Genomic DNA, 17,415 nt, shown 5'->3' with positions numbered 1-17,415 from the left:
ATGATCCCATTTGGGACAAAATCAAGCATTTTCAATGATCACGGGTATATAACGAGCATCGACACCCAAGTGTTCATAACTTTGTTTAATTTCATTGAATGCGACACCAATACGGCTAGTAAATCCGCCACCTAAATAACCCACATGTTGTAAGCCCAAGCCCCAAGCTGTGACAGATTTATTGTAGTTACTGGTTAATAATGGATCGTAGTCTTCAAATTCACCTTCGCCCCAATTGGGGTTACGGATATCATAAATATACGGTAGCGAACCTTGATATGACAAATTACCATCGGCATCTTTCAAGGTGTAATCTGCGTCGTAAATTGAATACTGTTTAAAGCGAATATCGCGATCTTCAAAGTTAGCATTAACCAATAATTCGTTACTGATATTGCCAATGTCGAAGTCATAACGTAAGTCGGCAAAATACTGCCATGACTTTTCTTCTGCCGAGACTTTACGGTATTCCTGACGACGAGCTGCATACGGATATAGGGTGCCATCTTCAACCAAAGGTGCGCGTGGGTCGGCGTTAATGACGCCACTACGTTGCCAGTAAACATAGTTGTAAGCCCCTGTTTGACGAGCAAAACTGGTTTCGTAGTTACGGTATTGCAGTTGTTGGTTTAAAAATAAGTCATCGGTTAAGTACACATTATGGCTTAGTTTAAAGCGCAACTCTTCGCCTTCATTGTCTTTCGCCATTGGTGAGATAAGACCGTTATGACCAAACTCATACGGTGTTAGGCCATCATTTGCGCTTAACGAGTCGGTTAATTGTTGGCGCTGATCGTCTGTGAGTTGTAAACCATTACTGGTAGGGTCGTTGACTAAGTCTTGCCAGCTGACTTCACCAGCGGTTTTCCCCTCGACTGAAGCTGCGTTATAAATGCGGATAGGATGGCCGATTGAATCAACGGGGATCGCATCGCTAATATATGCTGTTGATAGCATGATATTTTGGTTTTCATTCAATACATATTTAAGCGAGCCATATATTTCATCGCGGTCGGTACCAAGATCTCGATAACCTGTACTACGAGCCGTTTTTGTCACGAGGCGATAGGCTAAATCGTCAGTTATTCCGCCCGTAGAATCAGCCATGAGAGAATAACTATCCCATTGACCCACTTCAGCTTCAAACAACTGTTTACTGTCAAATTGAGGTTTTTTCTCAATAAGGTTAATCACGCCACCCGCGCTGCCCATACCATACAGACCAGTAGCAGGGCCCTTGAGTACTTCAACGGAACTCACGTTGGTTAGTGAACGAGTTGGATTAAAGGTGTTACCTAATCCAGCACCGCCATACATACCATCGTAAGTGTAGTTGGCGCCTAATCCGCGCACGACCAAATTGTCGCCAATACCATAATTATTACCCGCTTGAGTTACGCCGCTGATGTTACGAACCAAATCTTGCATGTTGGTGATGCCTTGGGCATCAATTAATGCTTCATCAACAATCACCACCGCGGCAGGCGTTTCCATCAGCGACATATCAGATTTGGTTGCTAAGCCGGAGTTCATCACTACTTGGTTTTGTCTGCCATAAACTGTTATTCGTTCATAATTGGTAGAGGATGATGCATTGGTCGTATCATCTGCAGGTTGTGTTGTAACCTCAGATTGGGAAGTAGGCGTTTGTGCGTGAGCATAAACGGGAAACAGTACACTTTGACAAGCAAGGGCGAGTAGCGATAAACGTAATGGCGTCATAACGGGTTAGGCTCTTTATTAACAATGTTGCGAATGATAATGATTATCATAAGTATTGCAATGGTGTGTTGTGATAAATGTGGCAAAGAATGGGTTTTGGTGATTTGATTGCTGATCAATTGCACAATTTGAGTGAGGAATGAGCATGGTTAACTTGCCAATAAAGGGCATAAATCATGGTAAATCTTAGGTATTAAGTGGCTTAAGCACACATTAGTATTTGTTATCCAATAAGTGCACCGCATCTCACGCTGATGATTAATTGTAATGCGATAATATCCAGATTGTTTGTACAGGGTGAAAAACTTTGCCTGTACATTCATATATGAAGCGTTTGCTATTCGCATCTTAGGTGGTTTTGGGTATATAATCTGCCTCCGAAACGGTGTTGTGATAAACGTATAAGCGTAAACGATTCACTAACACGCCAAAGCACTTAAGGTAATCAAATGAATTTAAAGCTAGAACTGCAGACATTGAATGATAAATTAGACAAGTTTCGTCGCAAGTTAGCTGCGGCTGAAGCACGTGGCGATGCCACGATTGTCCTGCAGTTTAAGAAAGAAGTGGCGACAGTGACTAAGCGAATCGCCAGCATTAAAGGCCAGCAAACTCGCGAGTTCAGCAAAGAAGGTGTGGCGCTGAAAGCGTTAGGATTTAAGCGCGTGCTGACTAAAGCCGAACAAGCCGATATGGGTAAGTTAAACAAGTCGGTTAAAGGTTTAGTCGTTGTGCATCCTTTAACGGCATTAGGCCGTGAAATGGGCATAAAAGATGTGACGGGTTTTGCGCCTGCTAAGTTCTAATATTTTCTTTTACAGTTAGTTGTCGTAAGGTTAATTCATGTCGGTAAAGTATATCGCAACATCTAAGTTACCCACTCCTTGGGGTGTTTTTGCTATGCACGGTTTTGAAGAAACCGCGACAGGTAAAGAACACGTTGCTTTGACATTTGGTCAACTGGATCCCACAGAGCCCATGTTAGGTCGTATTCATTCTGAATGTTTGACCGGTGATGCATTATTTAGTTTACGTTGTGATTGTGGTTTTCAATTACAAGCAGCAATGCAGAGTATTGCTGAACAAGGGCAGGGGTTTCTTCTGTACTTGCGCCAGGAAGGCCGTGGTATTGGGTTGCTTAATAAAATAAGAGCTTACGAGCTGCAAGATGCTGGTGCCAATACGGTTGAAGCGAATGAGCGTTTAGGCTTTGAAGCTGATATGCGTAAATACGACATGGTTTTGCCGATGTTAACGCAAATTGGCGTGACTAAAGTAAAGTTGATGACCAATAACCCGCGTAAAGTGATGGCGATGCAAAATATGGGTATCGAAGTCGCAGAACGTATTCCGTTACAAGTGGGAAAGAATCGCTATAACGAATCATACTTAAAGACCAAATCAACAGAGTTGGGCCATATGATGTCGGAATACCATTTCCACGATGAATAGTCTGCAACAATAATAGTCTAAATGATGATGAAACAAAGGCAGAACTTACCGCTTATTGAATCATCATTGTTTGATTACCTGCGTTTTATAGATGTAACCTTCCGCTTATCTTTGATGATATTGCTTATTGTTTGTAGCAGTATGAGTCATGCTGCTGAATTAACGCCAACTACACCACCAGAGCTGATCACTGAACCTGACGCGTCTCATTATGCATTTGCCAATTACCTAGGCAGCGGTGTGTATCGAACTTCTGGCCAAAGCGCTGCTGTCGCCAATATTCCTATGGGATTTGTGCTTGACTCAACAGATGACTATTTATTGAAGTTACGCTTTACTGCATCATTTGGTTTTTTTGATTACTCCTTTAATGACCTACCTCAAGGCAGCATTCCTAACAATGTCGGCACAATTACTCTAACCCCTGGGCTTGAATATCACTGGCTAGTGGACGACAAGTTAACGCTTGAGAGCTATGTTGATTTAGGCTATGGACATAATTTTTCAACTTACAGTCATGTGGGTATTTTTTCCACTGGCGTTTCAGCACTCTATAAACTTGATGCGCCTTTGTTTACCCCTGTTTGGGTAAATCGGATTTATTATGCAGGTTACCAAAGTAATCAAAACGACAGCACAGAAGGCTATTCGGTTTTTAAAACAGGTGTAGATTTTGGGGTTAATTATGATTGGCAGTGGCAAGATGTCCGGGTTGAACCGAGATTGTTTATTGCCGGACACTGGTATTTCGATAAACTCAAATTTGTTACCCCAGTTGGGAAAGATGTTCTAACCTCATACACCTATGAAATAGGCGCAACGCTAGCATTCTCTAAACCTATCAACTTGAGTGCGATAGGCTTAGACAGTGTCGAAATTGAACATTTTGGATTAAGTTATCAAGTCGGTGGTGGGCTTAAAGTGTGGCGCTTAATTTTTGAATTTCCGCTATAAGCCCTACCAATGTGAATAGGTGAATACATTAATTTGAGCTAGTTCCCCAAATATTGGCATTCACAGGTTCTGTCGATGCAGTCTCTGAGCTAGCTTTAGCAGAAACGACTTTATTTGCTGCAGGTTTAGCCGCATTCACTTTGGCTTTGGCTGGCCGAGATTTAGCGGAAAATGATCCACGGCTATCTTCTTTAGGCGGCGGTAATGGCAGCTTGTTTGCTTTACGATATAAGTATTCAACTTTGTCACGAGCCCAAGGCGTTTTACGTAAAAACTTCAAGGTTGATTTTACACTCGGGTTATCTTTGAAACACTGAATGTTTATCCTAGATGCGAGCTCTTCCCAGCCGTACTTTTCAACGAGTGAAGTCACGATAGTTTCTAGTTTTATGCCGTGAAGCGGATTGTTTGCTTGTGTCATGAGCCGTGCGAGCTAATTAAGTTTGGCAATATTATACCCACATTGTTGCCAAAGTGATATCAACACAGAAACGGCAGCCGAAGCTGCCGTTTATTGATGATATTAACCTCTATAGCTCGTTGACTAGTTCAACTTTGTCATCTTCGTCAGTGTCAATATCCCCTTTGCCTTTGGTTTTAATAATAATCATTGTCGCAATGATTGCGGTAGTGACTAAACCTGCAATGGTTGACACCGTCATCGGTAGACCTGCACCTAATGTTGATGAGTTCAACATAAAGCTAATCACAACACAGGTCATGAACATAGCCGGTACAGTACAAATCCAATGGAATTTATTGTAGCGCAGTAAGTAAGCTGAAGCGGTCCATAACATTAATACAGCAGTAGTCTGGTTTGTGACACCAAAGTAGCGCCAGATAATACCAAAGTCGACTTGAGTCAATACGGCACCGACGACAAATAATGGTAGTGCTAGCATTAAACGCTTCGGTAACTCAATTTGCTTGATGTTAAAGAACTCTGCCAAAATTAACCGCGCTGAACGAAATGCGGTATCGCCAGAGGTGATAGGCAATACAATGACACCTAAAATAGCCAAGAAGCCACCAAATGTACCCAATAGCCCATTAGATGCTTCGTATACAACATTTGCTGGGTTACCAGCCATACCGACATTCAATCCTTCAACACCACCAAAGAATGATAATGCAATTGCACACCAAATTAATGCAATAACACCTTCACCAATCATGGCGCCAAAAAACACAAAGCGGCCGTTTGATTCATTTTCAACGCAGCGCGCCATTAAAGGTGATTGTGTTGCATGGAATCCCGATACTGCACCACATGCAATCGTGATGAACAAGGCTGGCCATAATGGCATGTCATTTGGGTTTAAGTTGCTAAAGAAGTCACCCATTTCAAAGCCAGGTAACATGGTATGTTCGGTTGATAATGCTAACGCTATAATCAGTCCGAGTGACATAAAGACCAGTAATGCACCAAAGAATGGATATAAGCGACCAATAATCTTGTCGATAGGCACGATGGTAGCAATTAAATAATACACAAAAATGATACCAACAAAGATGGTGACATCTAGTCCGGTAAGTTTGCTTAGTAATCCTGCAGGAGCAGAGATAAACACCACGCCAACTAGCAACAATAAGATAATGGCAAACAAGTTCATAAAGTGTTTGGCATTTTTACCTAAATATTTACCAGCCAAGTTAGGAACTGATTGACCGTTATTGCGTACCGATAACATCCCCGAAAAATAATCGTGAACCGCACCTGCAAAAATACAACCAAATACTATCCATAGCATCGCCGCCGGGCCATAAAGGGCACCTAGGATCGGACCAAAAATTGGACCGACACCAGCAATGTTTAACAGTTGAATTAAATATACTTTCCCTTTAGACATCGGTACGAAGTCGACACCGTCTGTCTGAGTGAAAGCAGGCGTTTGTCTTTGGGTGTTAATGCCGAACACTTTTTCGACAAAAGCCCCATAAATAAAATAGCCGCCAATTAGCAGGCCTACACAAAGTAAAAACCACGTCATTTTGTTATCTCCCCATTTTTATAGTGACATCATTTTAAAACATCAAAATAGGGTATTTGGGACTAACTGAGTGACAGGTTAAAAAGGCTGAGTAAGCGGTAAATAGTCATCCTGAGCGGTGTTGGTGGTTGGGCAAATGTGGTGCATGTCACGCTTTATGTGGCGTATACCTGGTTATTGAAATCCAAGCAACTGCTTTAACTCTTTAAGATAACGACGTGACACAGGTACTTTTGCCCCGCTATGGGTGGTGACTTCTGCACCCGTGTCGGTGATTTCAATTTCTGAAATAGCACTTGTGGCCAGTAAGTATTGTTTATGGCAACGAAATAGCGCGGTTTTTTGCTCTAATACCTTAAGGGTTAATTGGGTGTGACTGAAACCTTTATTGCAGCACACATGAATACCGCCTACATCACTGACTATAAATTCTACATCAGCGGTAGCGACAACTTTGAGTTTATTGCCACTGTAGCAGGGTAAATGGGCTAATTGCATTGGCAGTATCTGCGTCATTAGTTGCGGCGTCATGTTGGTGCGTACTTTGTCTAAAGTTTGGTTAAAGCGTTTTTCATCGATGGGTTTAAGTAAGTAGTCAAATGCATTGTTATCAAATGCTTTGATCGCATATTCATCAAATGCGGTAATAAATACTGCTCGTGGCATTTTTTCAGGATTAAGCATGGCGATTAACTCCATGCCATTTATCCGTGGCATTTGAATATCAACAAAAATCAGATCGGGCTTTAACAGGTTAATTTGTTGTAGTGCTTCAATGGCATTACTACACTGTCCAAGGACTTTGATATCAGGATGTTTGTCGAGTAAATCTGCCACTTCTTGGCGGGCGAAGGGTTCATCATCAATGATTAAGCACGAGATCATTGGTCAATTTCCTTTAACGGTAAACGCACACTAACGCGGGTGAATACATCGGGTTCACACTCAACTTCAATACCGTATTGGCTGCCAAATAAATTTTGAATTCGTTTGTGGACTAAGTTCATGCCTAAACCATCTGTGTTTTTAGAGGGTTGATATAAACCGGCATTATCGGTCACGTTGAGCAATAAGTCATCGCCGTCTAAAGTGGCTTTAACATCAATAACACCAGCATCAAGCATACGCGACGTACCGTGTTTAACTGCATTTTCAATCAAAGGCTGTAAGGTAAATGCAGGCATTTTTTGGTGATGATAAATCATAGCAATATCTATGTTGACGTGCAGTTTGTCGATAAAACGGGCGCGTTCAATGGCTAGGTAAGCGTCTATGTGCTCAAGTTCATCAGCCATTGTCACAAGTCCAGTCGTTCGGGTTAAGTTGATGCGTAAAAATTGCGATAACTGCTGCAATAATTGTTTAGACATTTGCGGGTCACGCTTAATAATTGCACTGATTGTATTGAGTGCATTAAATAAAAAGTGTGGATTAACTTGAGCTTGTAGCAATTTTATCTCTGCTTGCATCAATAAGTTTTGCTGTTGTTCAAAGCGGCCATAAAGAATTTGGTTAGACAGTAACCTGGCAATACCTTCGCCTAAAGTACGATTAATGTTTAAAAACAATTTGTTTTTAGGCTCGTATAATTTAATGGTGCCAATGACTTCGTCGTTACTGCGCAGCGGAATAACTAGGCTTGAGCCTAAACTGCAATTGGGCGATATAGAACAGGAATAAGTGGTATCGACACCATCAGCAAACATCACACTATTTTGTGCGATGGCTTCGAGAGTGATTTTTGAGGAAATAGGCGTATTAGGTATATGGTGATCGGCACCAAGCCCAATAAATGCCAGTAATTTAGTGGTGTCGGTAATGGCGACTGCGCCGACTTGGGTTTCTTCTATTACTATCTGGGCGACTTTTTGGCTCGACTCTAAATCAAACCCTTTAGACAGTAAGCCGACACTGCGCTCAGCTATTTTGAGTGCTTTAGTCGAAAAACTGGAAGAAAGTTTATCAAACATGGCCTTTTGGTCGCGAACAATACTCATAAACATCGCCGCGCCTAATGAGTTAATCAGTAGCATTGGCGGGGCGATGAGTTTGACTAATTCCCAGGCTTGGTCAAAGGGTTTTGCGATTAATACAATTATCGACATCTGCATTATTTCAGCCATAAACGTCACACCAAATACCACAATTGGCTGATAAACCATTTCTGATTTACCGGCTTTTTTGAAGTAATAACTGATCATACCCGCAGATAAGCCTTCTAAGGTGGTGGATATGGCGCAAGCAATATCAGTGAATCCACCCATTGAATAACGGTGTAATCCACCTGTTAACCCAACCAGTAGACCAGTGACTGGTCCACCTAATAATCCGCCCAACACAGCGCCCATAGCACGAGTATTGGCGATGGCTCCAGATGTTTGCTCACCAAAGTAAGTCGCCATAATGCAAAAGCTGGAGAACACCAGATAGATAAAAATTTTGTGCGGTAATCTTTTTGATGTTTCTGCGAAAAGTTTAAACAATGGCGTTTTACTGACTAAGTAAACGATAACTAAGTAAACACACATTTGCTGTGTTAGCAGTATTATTAACGACATATATTCTCTTTGGATTAATTAAACGCAGTCAAATTGTGGTGGATATATTATTGACTCTTGTGAGCGTGTATTAACAGGTTAGTCAAGTCTAGTTCTCAGCATCTGGTTTTCAAAATGTGAATGTAATATAAAACCATACTATTTCAATTTCAGTCTATTGTTAAAAAGCTATCAACAGTAATAATAGGTTATCAACTAAGGTTGTTTTAGAACCGGGATATTGTATTTCGATGCATCGCTGAACTATCACGTTTTGTCACGACTAATGAGTCGACCATGATGAGTTGTCTAAACATATCATTGCTCACAATCGATAATACGCTATAACTTGGGTATTTGGTGCATCACAGGACCGCATCTATGCCAGTATATTCTGAAGATATTAACCAAAAACTGTTGCTGTTAACGTGATGTTTTACGCAATAAATCAGATTGTTTCACACTACTTTGCTGATAAAACTCATCAATGAGTATTCTGAGAATTTTGGATTTGGCAACTTTGCTGGTTTTGGCTATCTCATCCAATTGTGAAATGCTTTTTTCGGTCAGTGTGAAAGTGGCATGACGATAAATTTTAGTGCTTTTTTTATCGAGCCCTTTTAAGAACTCTTGAGTTGTTGAAGTGATATCGGGTTGACCATGCGATGCCCCAAGACCTAACGCATAATTATTAGCATCTTCGATAAAGTCGTCTACAGATACCTTTACTCGGGTATCTTTGGGTTTCTTGCGCTTAAGATCAGTTAAACTCATAACTATTTTCTGGTGGAATGGCAAAAAGCTCATCGGCAATGGCTCTAATTTCATCTGCCGCTTTACCGCTAGGATCGATTTCAAGCACTGAAGAACCGCTTTCTTCGCTGTCATCATAGATGTTACGACTAAACGTCACTGAATTGAGTGCGCGTAAACCAAAAGACTCAACCACTTCCTTAGCTTCTAAAATCCGTTTACCTTGAGATGGCAGTGCAGGGCATTGTGTTATCACAATGGCGGCAATCATTTTAGGATTGACCATTTTACAAGTACTGAGCATGTCTTCCATATGAGGTAAGGTTTTAAGATCGCGTCGCTTAGGACGAAGTGGGATAACAACATAGGTTGCGACAGACATGGCAGCTCGCATTGCTAGATTATCCTGGCCACCACAATCAACAATGACATAGTCAAACCTATCATTAAGACTCAGTAGATCATTACGGATTTTTCCATAAAGCTGAATACAATTGATGGCTTTTAGGCTGGGGTCATTATTACGAGCTTGGATCCAGTCGGATGTGGTTCGTTGCGGATCGCAGTCAACCATAAGTACATTTGCATCGTGTTTTTGGCTAATATGTACAGCAATATTTTGTGCTAAACAGCTTTTGCCACTGCCACCTTTTTCTCCACCAACCAGCAATATCATGTTGTGATCCTTGATGCTAGGCGCTTTGTAGCACCGAAAATATCGATTAGTATTTTATCTTGAGTATAGAGCAGCCATAAAGGACTGCATGAAAATAATCAATTAAATTAGCTGTAAAGCAATATGGTAACTATGAGGTGAGCATTCGGTGCAACGGCAAACTTGGCCTTTAATGGTATTTTGTTTATCGGTGTTTTCATTGAACGTTAAGGCTATCAAATCACCCACTTTAAAAGAGGTTTTAAAGTCAAATAATACCCCTTTGCGAGCAAGATCGATGCAGATACCATGGTCGACACATGATTCACCATGAGTATTAATCCAATCTAGGCGGATCCGCTCAGCTTCCATATCTACACGTAACGAACCGCGTTTTTCTTCGAATCCTGTTGGCTCTTGGCCCATCCTGTTTCTCCTTGAAATGATCCGTCTATCGGCATCTTGAACTGTTGTTTGGCGATAATTCATCATCAAGACTATAGATGCCTAATTACCGCTAGCCTTACAACATTCTATTGTTTAGCTCATTATTGTTATCGTTAACATTCAGTGCTGAGTGTTAACGTTTTACATCGACTTATACATTTACCTTTTTATGCTGTTAGTAATTTTTAGCATAACTGCTTTGTTAAGCAAGACAAAATTATCATTATAATGCTGAGTCATCGATACTCGGTATGTTGAGTGGCAGTTAAGGTGATTAATTATCGTAGTCTTGGTTTTTAGGGTAAGGCATTTTCAACTGACCCCAACGAATCACAATTACCGTGCCAGCCAGTAAAATTGTCGACAGTGAAATGGCTAAAATACGCCAATCTTCCATGCCTTTCATGTCTAAAATCAAGTATCGAGCCAATGCAACAATTGCAATATAAAGCGGCATACGAATAGGTAATTTACCGGACTCAATATAATTAACGACCATCGCTAAAACTTCAAGATAAATAAACAGTAATAGTAAATCGGCCAGCTCGACGGTTCGAATGGCAATCATGTGGAGAATTTCTTCACCAATAGCAAATACCGTTGCCAGTGCGATAATTAATAATACTAAATGTTCGATATTTTTTAAGGATTTTAGTCCTACTTTTCGCAGTAATGGCATAGTCATCTTCATTAATAAAATCAAAACACTATTATTGACGACTTCCGCATAATTTCCCAGTGATCTGGGTCGATTTTTTGAGATAAACTGTGGTTTGCAGAATAAGTGGTTAATATACTCTCCACTCAATATCGATATAGTATGATTTACGCCGTTATGAGTTATTAGTTAGCGTTTTATCTTTACTAGGCTCAGATTAATCCTTCACGAGGCTAGAGTCATGCCATTCAATAGACATAAAAAAACCGCTAAAGCGATGCTCTAGCGGTTTGTCTAAATAAAGGTAAACGATTAACGTTTTAAACCTTCATTTAGTAGGGGACGCATAGTTTTAACTAATTGCGTGGTCACTTTTGGACTACCAGCCACAATGTTTCCTGAAACCATATAGTTGTGTCCGCCCATAAAGTCAGTAACAGTACCGCCAGCTTCACGACAAATTAAGTCGCCCGCAGCAATGTCCCACGGCTTAAGACCAATTTCAAAGAAACCATCTAAACGGCCTGCAGCGACGTAAGCTAAATCTAATGCAGCAGAACCACCACGACGGATATCAGCACATAATGGGAATACTTCACCCAAAATAGCCATATAGCTTTCAGTGTGTTGACGTGCTTTGAATGGGAAACCGGTACCAATCATGGTGCTGCTCAAATCATTTACGTTGGTTACACGTAAACGGAAATCATTGAGCTTAGCGCCTTTGCCGCGAATCGCTGAAAATAATTCTTCACGGACAGGATCGTAAATAACGGCAACTTCAATTTTGCCTTTATATTGTAATGCGATAGATACCGCGAAGTGAGGAATACCACGAACGAAGTTGTTAGTGCCATCCAAAGGATCAACAATCCAAATGTAGTCTTTATCAGTACCACGGTTTTCACCGTTTTCTTCACCAATAATGGTGTGGTCTGGATAAGATTTACGAATTTGATATGTAATAGTTGCTTCTACTTCCTTGTCTACACTAGTCACAAAATCATTAATACCTTTACTGCTTACCTCAACACGGTCAAGTTCAGTATAGGCGCGCATAATAGTTTGGCCCGCGGCGCGAGCAGCGCGCGTGGCAATAGTCAGCATCGGATGCATTGCAATCCCCTGGATGTTAAAGAACGAGTAAAATAGCGCCCGCATTATACTTAATTTGACAGTTATATCAAATGCAGATTTTCATATAACGTAATTTTTAACGATTGTGATAATATACGGATAATATTTTTAGCTAAAAGAAAGTGCTACATGCTCAGTAATATTCGTGTTGTTTTAGTTGGTACCTCACACCCTGGTAATATTGGCTCTACTGCTAGAGCGATGAAAACCATGGGCTTATCAAATTTATATCTTGCAGAGCCAAGAACAGAGCCTGATGGGCAATCGATAGCACTAGCTGCTGGTGCGTCAGACATTCTGAAAAACCTTACGCGAGTTGATTCGTTAGAAGAAGCCATAGCCGATTGTAGTCTAGTCATTGCCACGAGTGCACGCAGCCGTACTCTTGATTGGCCGATGCTTGATCCTCGTGAAGCGGGTTTGAAACTCACTAAAGAAAGCTTAAATGGCCCTGTTGCTATTGTTTTTGGTCGTGAGAATCATGGCTTAAGTAATGAAGAGTTACAAAAATGTACCTACCATGTAGCTATTCCGGCAAACCCAGAATATAGCTCGTTAAACTTGGCTCAAGCAGTACAAATTATTTGTTATGAAACTCGAGTTGCCCATCTAGCGCAAACAGAAACACCCACTGTAACGGATGAATATCCATTAACCTCTGAGCTAGAACGTTTCTTCGTCCATTTAGAGTCGACGTTGTCTAAAACAGGGTTTGTGATTAAGAATCATCCTGGACAAGTGATGACTAAACTTCGTCGTTTATACACTCGTGCACGTATTGAAGCACCAGAGATGAATATTCTTCGTGGTATTTTGACTTCCATTGATAAGAAAATGGATAAACAAGATTAAGCAGTAAAGGAACATACCATGGGCGTCATCGATAGACTAAAAGAAGACATTGAATCGATATATCATCGAGATCCAGCCGCAAACAGTACCTTAGAGATAATATTTAATTATCCCGGTATGCACGCGATTTGGATCCATCGTATTAGTCATAAACTCTGGCTTGCCAACTGGCGCTTTACTGCGCGTTGTTTATCAACATTTTCGCGTTGGTTAACGGGTGTTGAAATTCATCCTGGAGCGACGATTGGTCGACGTTTTTTTATTGACCATGGTATGGGTGTCGTTATTGGTGAAACCGCTGAAATCGGTGATGATTGCACACTTTATCATAGCGTTACTTTGGGTGGGACCACCTGGCAGCCAGGCAAACGTCATCCTACATTAGGTAATAATGTGGTTATTGGTGCAGGGGCCAAAGTACTTGGACCTATCACTATGCATGATGGTGCACGTGTTGGCTCTAATTCTGTGGTTGTTAAAGATGTCGCAAGCGATCATACCGTCGTAGGTATTCCTGGACGTGTAGTGGCTTCGCCGACCAATCAGTCAAAAGAAAAAACTGAACGTCGCACTGAAATGGCCAAAAAGTACGGTTTTGATGCGTACGCTGTGTCACCAGACAATCCAGATCCGGTCGCTAATGCGATTGGGCAAATGCTTGACCATATGCATTTGATGGACTCTAAAGTACAAGAACTGTGTAATGCCATTCAACAAATGGGCGGTGAAGTCTGTACTAAAAAGTTGCCAGAGTTAACCGTTGATGCATTCGATGAAGCTTCTCGAGAAGCGGCCACTAATCGTAAACATGACATTGATAAGTTCGACCCGAGTATTTAATAATCCGTAAGTCATTGTAGATTCAAGTCAAAGAAATGGCCGATAATGCGATTAATTTCCTTGTCGGCATTGAATCTTACAAGATAAAAAGGTTAAATACGCCCTGCGAAAACATGGACCTTTTGGTTATAAGCAATGCCATAATACCCGAGTGTTTTAGTAGGATTAATACTTGACTAAATTACTCGGGTATGTTGAAATTACTGCATACTTTTTGGGAGCAGTACAAGTTATGAAACTTACATCAAAAGGTCGCTATGCAGTGACAGCTATGTTGGATGTTGCGATTCACTCTGCTACTGGTCCTGTACCTTTAGCCGATATTTCTGAAAGACAAGGTATCTCTTTGTCTTATCTTGAACAACTCTTCGCTAAGTTACGCAAACATGGTCTAGTGTCGAGTGTCCGCGGACCCGGTGGTGGTTATCGATTAGGTTTAGAAGCCGTCGATATCTCAGTTGGCATGGTCGTGCATGCTGTTGATGAATCTGTAGATGCCACTCGTTGTCAAGGAAAAGGTAACTGCCAAAGCGGTACTCGTTGCCTAACCCATTCTTTATGGGGTGACTTAAGTAAACAAATTTCAGATTTTTTAAACAGTATTTCTCTTGCAGGTTTAATGCAAAAGCGAGATGTAAGATTTATCTCGTTAAAGCAAGATGAAATACAAAAGGAACATAGAGTGAGTTTGTAACTCAGCTATGTTGATTGATATATAATTATTATTTGTACGTTGTATGTAGCCTCATCTGAGACTGCTAAGTACGGAGTGTGTTATGAAGCTTCCTATCTATTTAGATTATGCCGCAACAACCCCTGTAGATCCGCGTGTCGCAGAAAAAATGATGCAACACATGACAATGGACGGTGTGTTTGGTAATCCAGCATCGCGTTCACATCGTTATGGTTGGCAAGCAGAAGAGGCGGTTGATGTCGCCCGTAATCAAGTTGCCGATTTAATTAATGCTGATCACCGTGAAATTGTTTTCACATCAGGTGCGACAGAGTCAAGTAACCTTGCGATTAAAGGTATTGCCCATTTTTATCATAAAAAGGGCAAGCACATCATCACCAGTAAAACTGAACATAAAGCAACGTTAGACACGTGCCGTCAGTTAGAACGTGAAGGTTATGAAGTCACTTATCTTGTTCCCGATGCTAACGGCATTATCCCAATGGAACGCTTAGAAGCGGCGATGCGTGATGACACTATTTTAGTCAGCATTATGCACGTTAACAACGAGATTGGTGTTATCCATGATATCAACGCAATTGGTGAATTATGTCGTTCAAAAGGCATCTTTTTCCACATGGATGCGGCACAAAGTGCTGGCAAAATACCAATTGACGTTCAAACCACCAAAGTTGATTTGATTTCGATTTCTGGCCATAAAATGTATGGACCAAAAGGTATCGGCGCATTATATGTTCGCCGTAAGCCACGTATTCGTCTTGAATCGCAAATGCACGGTGGTGGACACGAACGCGGTATGCGTAGTGGCACACTAGCAACACATCAAATCGTTGGTTTAGGTGAGGCTGCAGTTGTTGCAAAACAAGACATGGCAGCTGATAGCGCACGTATTACTCATCTACGCGATAAGTTGTGGAACGGTATTAAACACATTGAAGAAACCTATATCAACGGTGATATGGAACAACGCTATAGTGGTATTTTTAACGTGAGCTTCAACTTTGTTGAAGGCGAGTCGTTAATGATGGCCTTGAAAGACTTAGCGGTTTCTTCTGGTTCAGCCTGTACTTCAGCAAGTTTAGAGCCAAGCTACGTATTACGTGCTTTGGGTTTAAATGATGAAATGGCACATAGCTCGATTCGTTTCTCTATTGGTCGCTTTACGACTGATGAAGAAATTGACCACGCTATCAAAACGATAACTGAATCTATCGATAAGTTACGTGAAATGTCTCCATTATGGGAGATGTTCAAAGATGGTATCGATTTAGAGCAAGTCCAATGGGCACATCACTAATTTAATCTTATTAAATGAGTGTAATACCATTAAATCGTAAACTGATAACGACACAGATTTTGGAGCAGTATCATGGCTTATAGCGAAAAAGTAATCGATCATTATGAAAACCCACGTAACGTAGGTTCATTTGATAAGAACGATCCATCAGTAGTAACTGGTATGGTTGGTGCACCCGCCTGTGGTGATGTAATGAAATTGCAACTTAAAATTAATGCTGACGGCATTATTGAAGATGCAAAATTCAAAACCTATGGTTGCGGTAGCGCAATTGCATCTAGCTCATTAGTAACAGAATGGGTCAAAGGCAAAAGCGTTGATGAAGCAGCGACGATTAAGAATGCAGACATCGCCGAAGAGTTAGCATTGCCGCCGGTTAAAATTCATTGCTCAATTTTGGCTGAAGATGCCATTAAAGCAGCAATTGAAGAGTACAAAAGCAGACAAGCTAAGTAATACCTGGAGTTAAGATGGCAATTTCAATGACCCCCGCTGCGGCTGATCGAGTTAGATCGTTTCTTGCTAATCGCGGGAAAGGCCTCGGCTTGCGCCTTGGGTTGAGAACATCAGGTTGTTCAGGAATGGCATACGTCATTGAGTTCGTTGACGATCTCAATGACGATGATGAACTTTATAATATCGAAGGTGTGAATATCATCATCGATGCAAAAAGCTTCATTTATTTGCAAGGTATTGAACTTGATTTTGTCAAAGAAGGCCTAAACGAAGGTTTTCAGTTCAATAACCCTAACGCAAAGGGTGAGTGTGGTTGTGGTGAAAGTTTCACCGTTTAATCATTGTTCACCTAATTAAGCCGTTTTATATCAAACAGTAAGCATGATATCTGCCCATGAATTATTTCGACCTGTTTAATGTAGTACCTGCCTTTGATATCGACACCGCCTTACTTGCAGAGCGCTATCGCGACCTGCAAAGGGCGGTTCATCCCGATAAATTCGCTAATGATACCGAGCAACAAAAGCTCCTTTCAGTACAGCGTACTGCACAAGTTAATGATGGCTATCAAACGTTAAAGAATCCCTTACGCCGTGCTGAACATATGTTGAGCTTGCGCGGAATTGAATTAAGTCATGAAACCACAACATTGAAAGATGGTGCATTTTTGATGCAGCAAATGGAGTGGCGTGAAGCACTTGAAGACATCAAAGATAGTAGTGAACCACAGTCATCAATTGATGAACTGTATGATTCGTTTGCTGAATTTGAGTCAACATTATTCACTAAGCTAGCGACGCTATTGATTAGTGATGAAAGTTCAGATGCTTTATTAGCGGCAGATCAAATTCGTAAGCTAAAATTTATGGCAAAATTACATGATGAGTTAGCCCGTATTGAAGATGGCTTGCTCGACTAATTGGCCCTAAATTCTAAACCTTATTATTTATGATTAGCTTGGCTAATCGAT

19 protein-coding genes and 1 pseudogene are annotated in these 17,415 nt (G+C 41.1%); 10 read left to right on the top strand and 10 right to left on the bottom strand.

Features of this window, described 5'->3' with window-relative positions; genetic code table 11:
• Nucleotides 1–48 precede the first annotated feature (48 nt).
• A pseudogene (locus HNW13_RS13010) lies at nt 49–1,722 on the bottom strand (TonB-dependent receptor plug domain-containing protein); the annotation flags it as partial.
• A 449-nt stretch (nt 1,723–2,171) separates the two neighbouring features.
• On the opposite strand from HNW13_RS13010, the gene HNW13_RS13005 reads away from it, so the two are divergent.
• Genes HNW13_RS13005 through HNW13_RS12995 form a run of 3 tightly spaced genes read left to right on the top strand, consistent with a single transcriptional unit; the run spans nt 2,172 to nt 4,128 of the window.
• The gene (locus HNW13_RS13005) at nt 2,172–2,528 is read left to right on the top strand and encodes a YibL family ribosome-associated protein (RefSeq protein WP_059746680.1); all 357 of its coding nucleotides are present in this window, start codon (nt 2,172–2,174) and stop codon (nt 2,526–2,528) included.
• Nucleotides 2,529–2,565: 37 nt separating this feature from the next.
• Complete coding sequence (gene ribA, locus HNW13_RS13000; RefSeq protein ID WP_101088110.1) at nt 2,566–3,174, top strand: GTP cyclohydrolase II; 609 nt, start codon at nt 2,566–2,568, stop codon at nt 3,172–3,174.
• Between the two features lie 21 nt (nt 3,175–3,195).
• On the top strand, nt 3,196–4,128 hold the full coding sequence (locus HNW13_RS12995; protein ID WP_192115936.1) for a hypothetical protein: 933 nt from the start codon (nt 3,196–3,198) through the stop codon (nt 4,126–4,128).
• Between the two features lie 28 nt (nt 4,129–4,156).
• Here the strand turns inward: HNW13_RS12995 and HNW13_RS12990 are convergent, their stop codons facing one another.
• From HNW13_RS12990 to suhB, 9 genes are all read right to left on the bottom strand, one after another.
• Complete coding sequence (locus HNW13_RS12990) at nt 4,157–4,549, bottom strand: VF530 family protein (RefSeq protein ID WP_101088114.1); 393 nt, start codon at nt 4,547–4,549, stop codon at nt 4,157–4,159.
• A 109-nt stretch (nt 4,550–4,658) separates the two neighbouring features.
• The gene (locus HNW13_RS12985) at nt 4,659–6,119 is read right to left on the bottom strand and encodes a carbon starvation protein A (RefSeq protein WP_192115935.1); all 1,461 of its coding nucleotides are present in this window, start codon (nt 6,117–6,119) and stop codon (nt 4,659–4,661) included.
• A gap of 174 nt (nt 6,120–6,293) precedes the next feature.
• Nucleotides 6,294–7,004 carry a two-component system response regulator BtsR gene (gene btsR, locus HNW13_RS12980; protein ID WP_192115934.1) on the bottom strand — a complete coding sequence of 237 codons (711 nt, stop codon included), beginning with the start codon at nt 7,002–7,004 and terminating at the stop codon, nt 6,294–6,296.
• Nucleotides 7,001–8,677, bottom strand: a complete 1,677-nt coding sequence (locus HNW13_RS12975) for a sensor histidine kinase (RefSeq protein WP_162022805.1) — start codon at nt 8,675–8,677, stop codon at nt 7,001–7,003. The genes btsR and HNW13_RS12975 overlap by 4 nt, the downstream gene beginning before the upstream one ends.
• A gap of 402 nt (nt 8,678–9,079) precedes the next feature.
• Nucleotides 9,080–9,430 (bottom strand): replication protein RepA, encoded by a 351-nt coding sequence (locus tag HNW13_RS12970; protein ID WP_101088122.1) that lies wholly within the window; start codon nt 9,428–9,430, stop codon nt 9,080–9,082.
• The gene (locus HNW13_RS12965; protein ID WP_011637885.1) at nt 9,417–10,085 is read right to left on the bottom strand and encodes an AAA family ATPase; all 669 of its coding nucleotides are present in this window, start codon (nt 10,083–10,085) and stop codon (nt 9,417–9,419) included. The genes HNW13_RS12970 and HNW13_RS12965 overlap by 14 nt, the downstream gene beginning before the upstream one ends.
• A 102-nt stretch (nt 10,086–10,187) precedes the next feature.
• Nucleotides 10,188–10,490, bottom strand: coding sequence for a PilZ domain-containing protein (locus HNW13_RS12960; protein WP_162022806.1), 303 nt, complete (start codon nt 10,488–10,490; stop codon nt 10,188–10,190).
• Nucleotides 10,491–10,785: 295 nt separating this feature from the next.
• A complete protein-coding gene (locus tag HNW13_RS12955) occupies nt 10,786–11,190 on the bottom strand; it encodes a phosphate-starvation-inducible PsiE family protein (protein ID WP_041413049.1) in 405 nt (134 codons plus the stop codon).
• 291 nt (nt 11,191–11,481) lie between these two features.
• On the bottom strand, nt 11,482–12,285 hold the full coding sequence (suhB, locus tag HNW13_RS12950) for an inositol-1-monophosphatase (RefSeq protein WP_011637882.1): 804 nt from the start codon (nt 12,283–12,285) through the stop codon (nt 11,482–11,484).
• A 150-nt stretch (nt 12,286–12,435) separates the two neighbouring features.
• Here suhB and trmJ point away from each other — a divergent pair, with 150 nt between their 5' ends.
• From trmJ to hscB, 7 genes are all read left to right on the top strand, one after another.
• Nucleotides 12,436–13,158: a tRNA (cytosine(32)/uridine(32)-2'-O)-methyltransferase TrmJ gene (trmJ, locus tag HNW13_RS12945; protein WP_182744314.1), complete on the top strand. Its 723-nt coding sequence runs from the start codon at nt 12,436–12,438 to the stop codon at nt 13,156–13,158.
• A gap of 18 nt (nt 13,159–13,176) precedes the next feature.
• A complete protein-coding gene (gene cysE / locus HNW13_RS12940) occupies nt 13,177–13,998 on the top strand; it encodes a serine O-acetyltransferase (RefSeq protein WP_011637880.1) in 822 nt (273 codons plus the stop codon).
• Between the two features lie 232 nt (nt 13,999–14,230).
• Nucleotides 14,231–14,692: a Fe-S cluster assembly transcriptional regulator IscR gene (gene iscR / locus HNW13_RS12935; RefSeq protein WP_101088228.1), complete on the top strand. Its 462-nt coding sequence runs from the start codon at nt 14,231–14,233 to the stop codon at nt 14,690–14,692.
• An 82-nt stretch (nt 14,693–14,774) separates the two neighbouring features.
• Nucleotides 14,775–15,989 carry an IscS subfamily cysteine desulfurase gene (locus HNW13_RS12930; protein WP_101088128.1) on the top strand — a complete coding sequence of 405 codons (1,215 nt, stop codon included), beginning with the start codon at nt 14,775–14,777 and terminating at the stop codon, nt 15,987–15,989.
• 72 nt (nt 15,990–16,061) lie between these two features.
• Nucleotides 16,062–16,445, top strand: a complete 384-nt coding sequence (iscU, locus tag HNW13_RS12925; protein ID WP_011637877.1) for a Fe-S cluster assembly scaffold IscU — start codon at nt 16,062–16,064, stop codon at nt 16,443–16,445.
• 14 nt (nt 16,446–16,459) lie between these two features.
• The gene (gene iscA / locus HNW13_RS12920; RefSeq protein WP_011637876.1) at nt 16,460–16,783 is read left to right on the top strand and encodes an iron-sulfur cluster assembly protein IscA; all 324 of its coding nucleotides are present in this window, start codon (nt 16,460–16,462) and stop codon (nt 16,781–16,783) included.
• Between the two features lie 56 nt (nt 16,784–16,839).
• Nucleotides 16,840–17,364, top strand: coding sequence for a co-chaperone HscB (hscB, locus tag HNW13_RS12915; protein WP_101088130.1), 525 nt, complete (start codon nt 16,840–16,842; stop codon nt 17,362–17,364).
• Nucleotides 17,365–17,415 lie beyond the last annotated feature (51 nt).

This window comes from Shewanella sp. BF02_Schw (assembly GCF_014596695.2).
GTDB lineage: Bacteria > Pseudomonadota > Gammaproteobacteria > Enterobacterales > Shewanellaceae > Shewanella.
The sequence above is the reverse complement of the archived record's forward strand: the minus strand, read 5'-3'. Positions and strand labels throughout refer to the sequence as shown.

Excerpts from the sequence above, each read along its gene's own strand:
- HNW13_RS13005 (WP_059746680.1), top strand. The coding sequence starts at position 2,172 with ATGAATTTAAAGCTAGAACTGCAGACATTGAATGATAAATTAGACAAG.
- ribA (WP_101088110.1), top strand. The coding sequence starts at position 2,566 with ATGTCGGTAAAGTATATCGCAACATCTAAGTTACCCACTCCTTGGGGT.
- HNW13_RS12995 (WP_192115936.1), top strand. The coding sequence starts at position 3,196 with ATGATGATGAAACAAAGGCAGAACTTACCGCTTATTGAATCATCATTG.
- HNW13_RS12990 (WP_101088114.1), bottom strand. The coding sequence starts at position 4,549 with ATGACACAAGCAAACAATCCGCTTCACGGCATAAAACTAGAAACTATC.
- HNW13_RS12985 (WP_192115935.1), bottom strand. The coding sequence starts at position 6,119 with ATGACGTGGTTTTTACTTTGTGTAGGCCTGCTAATTGGCGGCTATTTT.
- btsR (WP_192115934.1), bottom strand. The coding sequence starts at position 7,004 with ATGATCTCGTGCTTAATCATTGATGATGAACCCTTCGCCCGCCAAGAA.
- HNW13_RS12975 (WP_162022805.1), bottom strand. The coding sequence starts at position 8,677 with ATGTCGTTAATAATACTGCTAACACAGCAAATGTGTGTTTACTTAGTT.
- HNW13_RS12970 (WP_101088122.1), bottom strand. The coding sequence starts at position 9,430 with ATGAGTTTAACTGATCTTAAGCGCAAGAAACCCAAAGATACCCGAGTA.
- HNW13_RS12965 (WP_011637885.1), bottom strand. The coding sequence starts at position 10,085 with ATGATATTGCTGGTTGGTGGAGAAAAAGGTGGCAGTGGCAAAAGCTGT.
- HNW13_RS12960 (WP_162022806.1), bottom strand. The coding sequence starts at position 10,490 with ATGGGCCAAGAGCCAACAGGATTCGAAGAAAAACGCGGTTCGTTACGT.
- HNW13_RS12955 (WP_041413049.1), bottom strand. The coding sequence starts at position 11,190 with ATGCCATTACTGCGAAAAGTAGGACTAAAATCCTTAAAAAATATCGAA.
- suhB (WP_011637882.1), bottom strand. The coding sequence starts at position 12,285 with ATGCATCCGATGCTGACTATTGCCACGCGCGCTGCTCGCGCCGCGGGC.
- trmJ (WP_182744314.1), top strand. The coding sequence starts at position 12,436 with ATGCTCAGTAATATTCGTGTTGTTTTAGTTGGTACCTCACACCCTGGT.
- cysE (WP_011637880.1), top strand. The coding sequence starts at position 13,177 with ATGGGCGTCATCGATAGACTAAAAGAAGACATTGAATCGATATATCAT.
- iscR (WP_101088228.1), top strand. The coding sequence starts at position 14,231 with ATGAAACTTACATCAAAAGGTCGCTATGCAGTGACAGCTATGTTGGAT.
- HNW13_RS12930 (WP_101088128.1), top strand. The coding sequence starts at position 14,775 with ATGAAGCTTCCTATCTATTTAGATTATGCCGCAACAACCCCTGTAGAT.
- iscU (WP_011637877.1), top strand. The coding sequence starts at position 16,062 with ATGGCTTATAGCGAAAAAGTAATCGATCATTATGAAAACCCACGTAAC.
- iscA (WP_011637876.1), top strand. The coding sequence starts at position 16,460 with ATGGCAATTTCAATGACCCCCGCTGCGGCTGATCGAGTTAGATCGTTT.
- hscB (WP_101088130.1), top strand. The coding sequence starts at position 16,840 with ATGAATTATTTCGACCTGTTTAATGTAGTACCTGCCTTTGATATCGAC.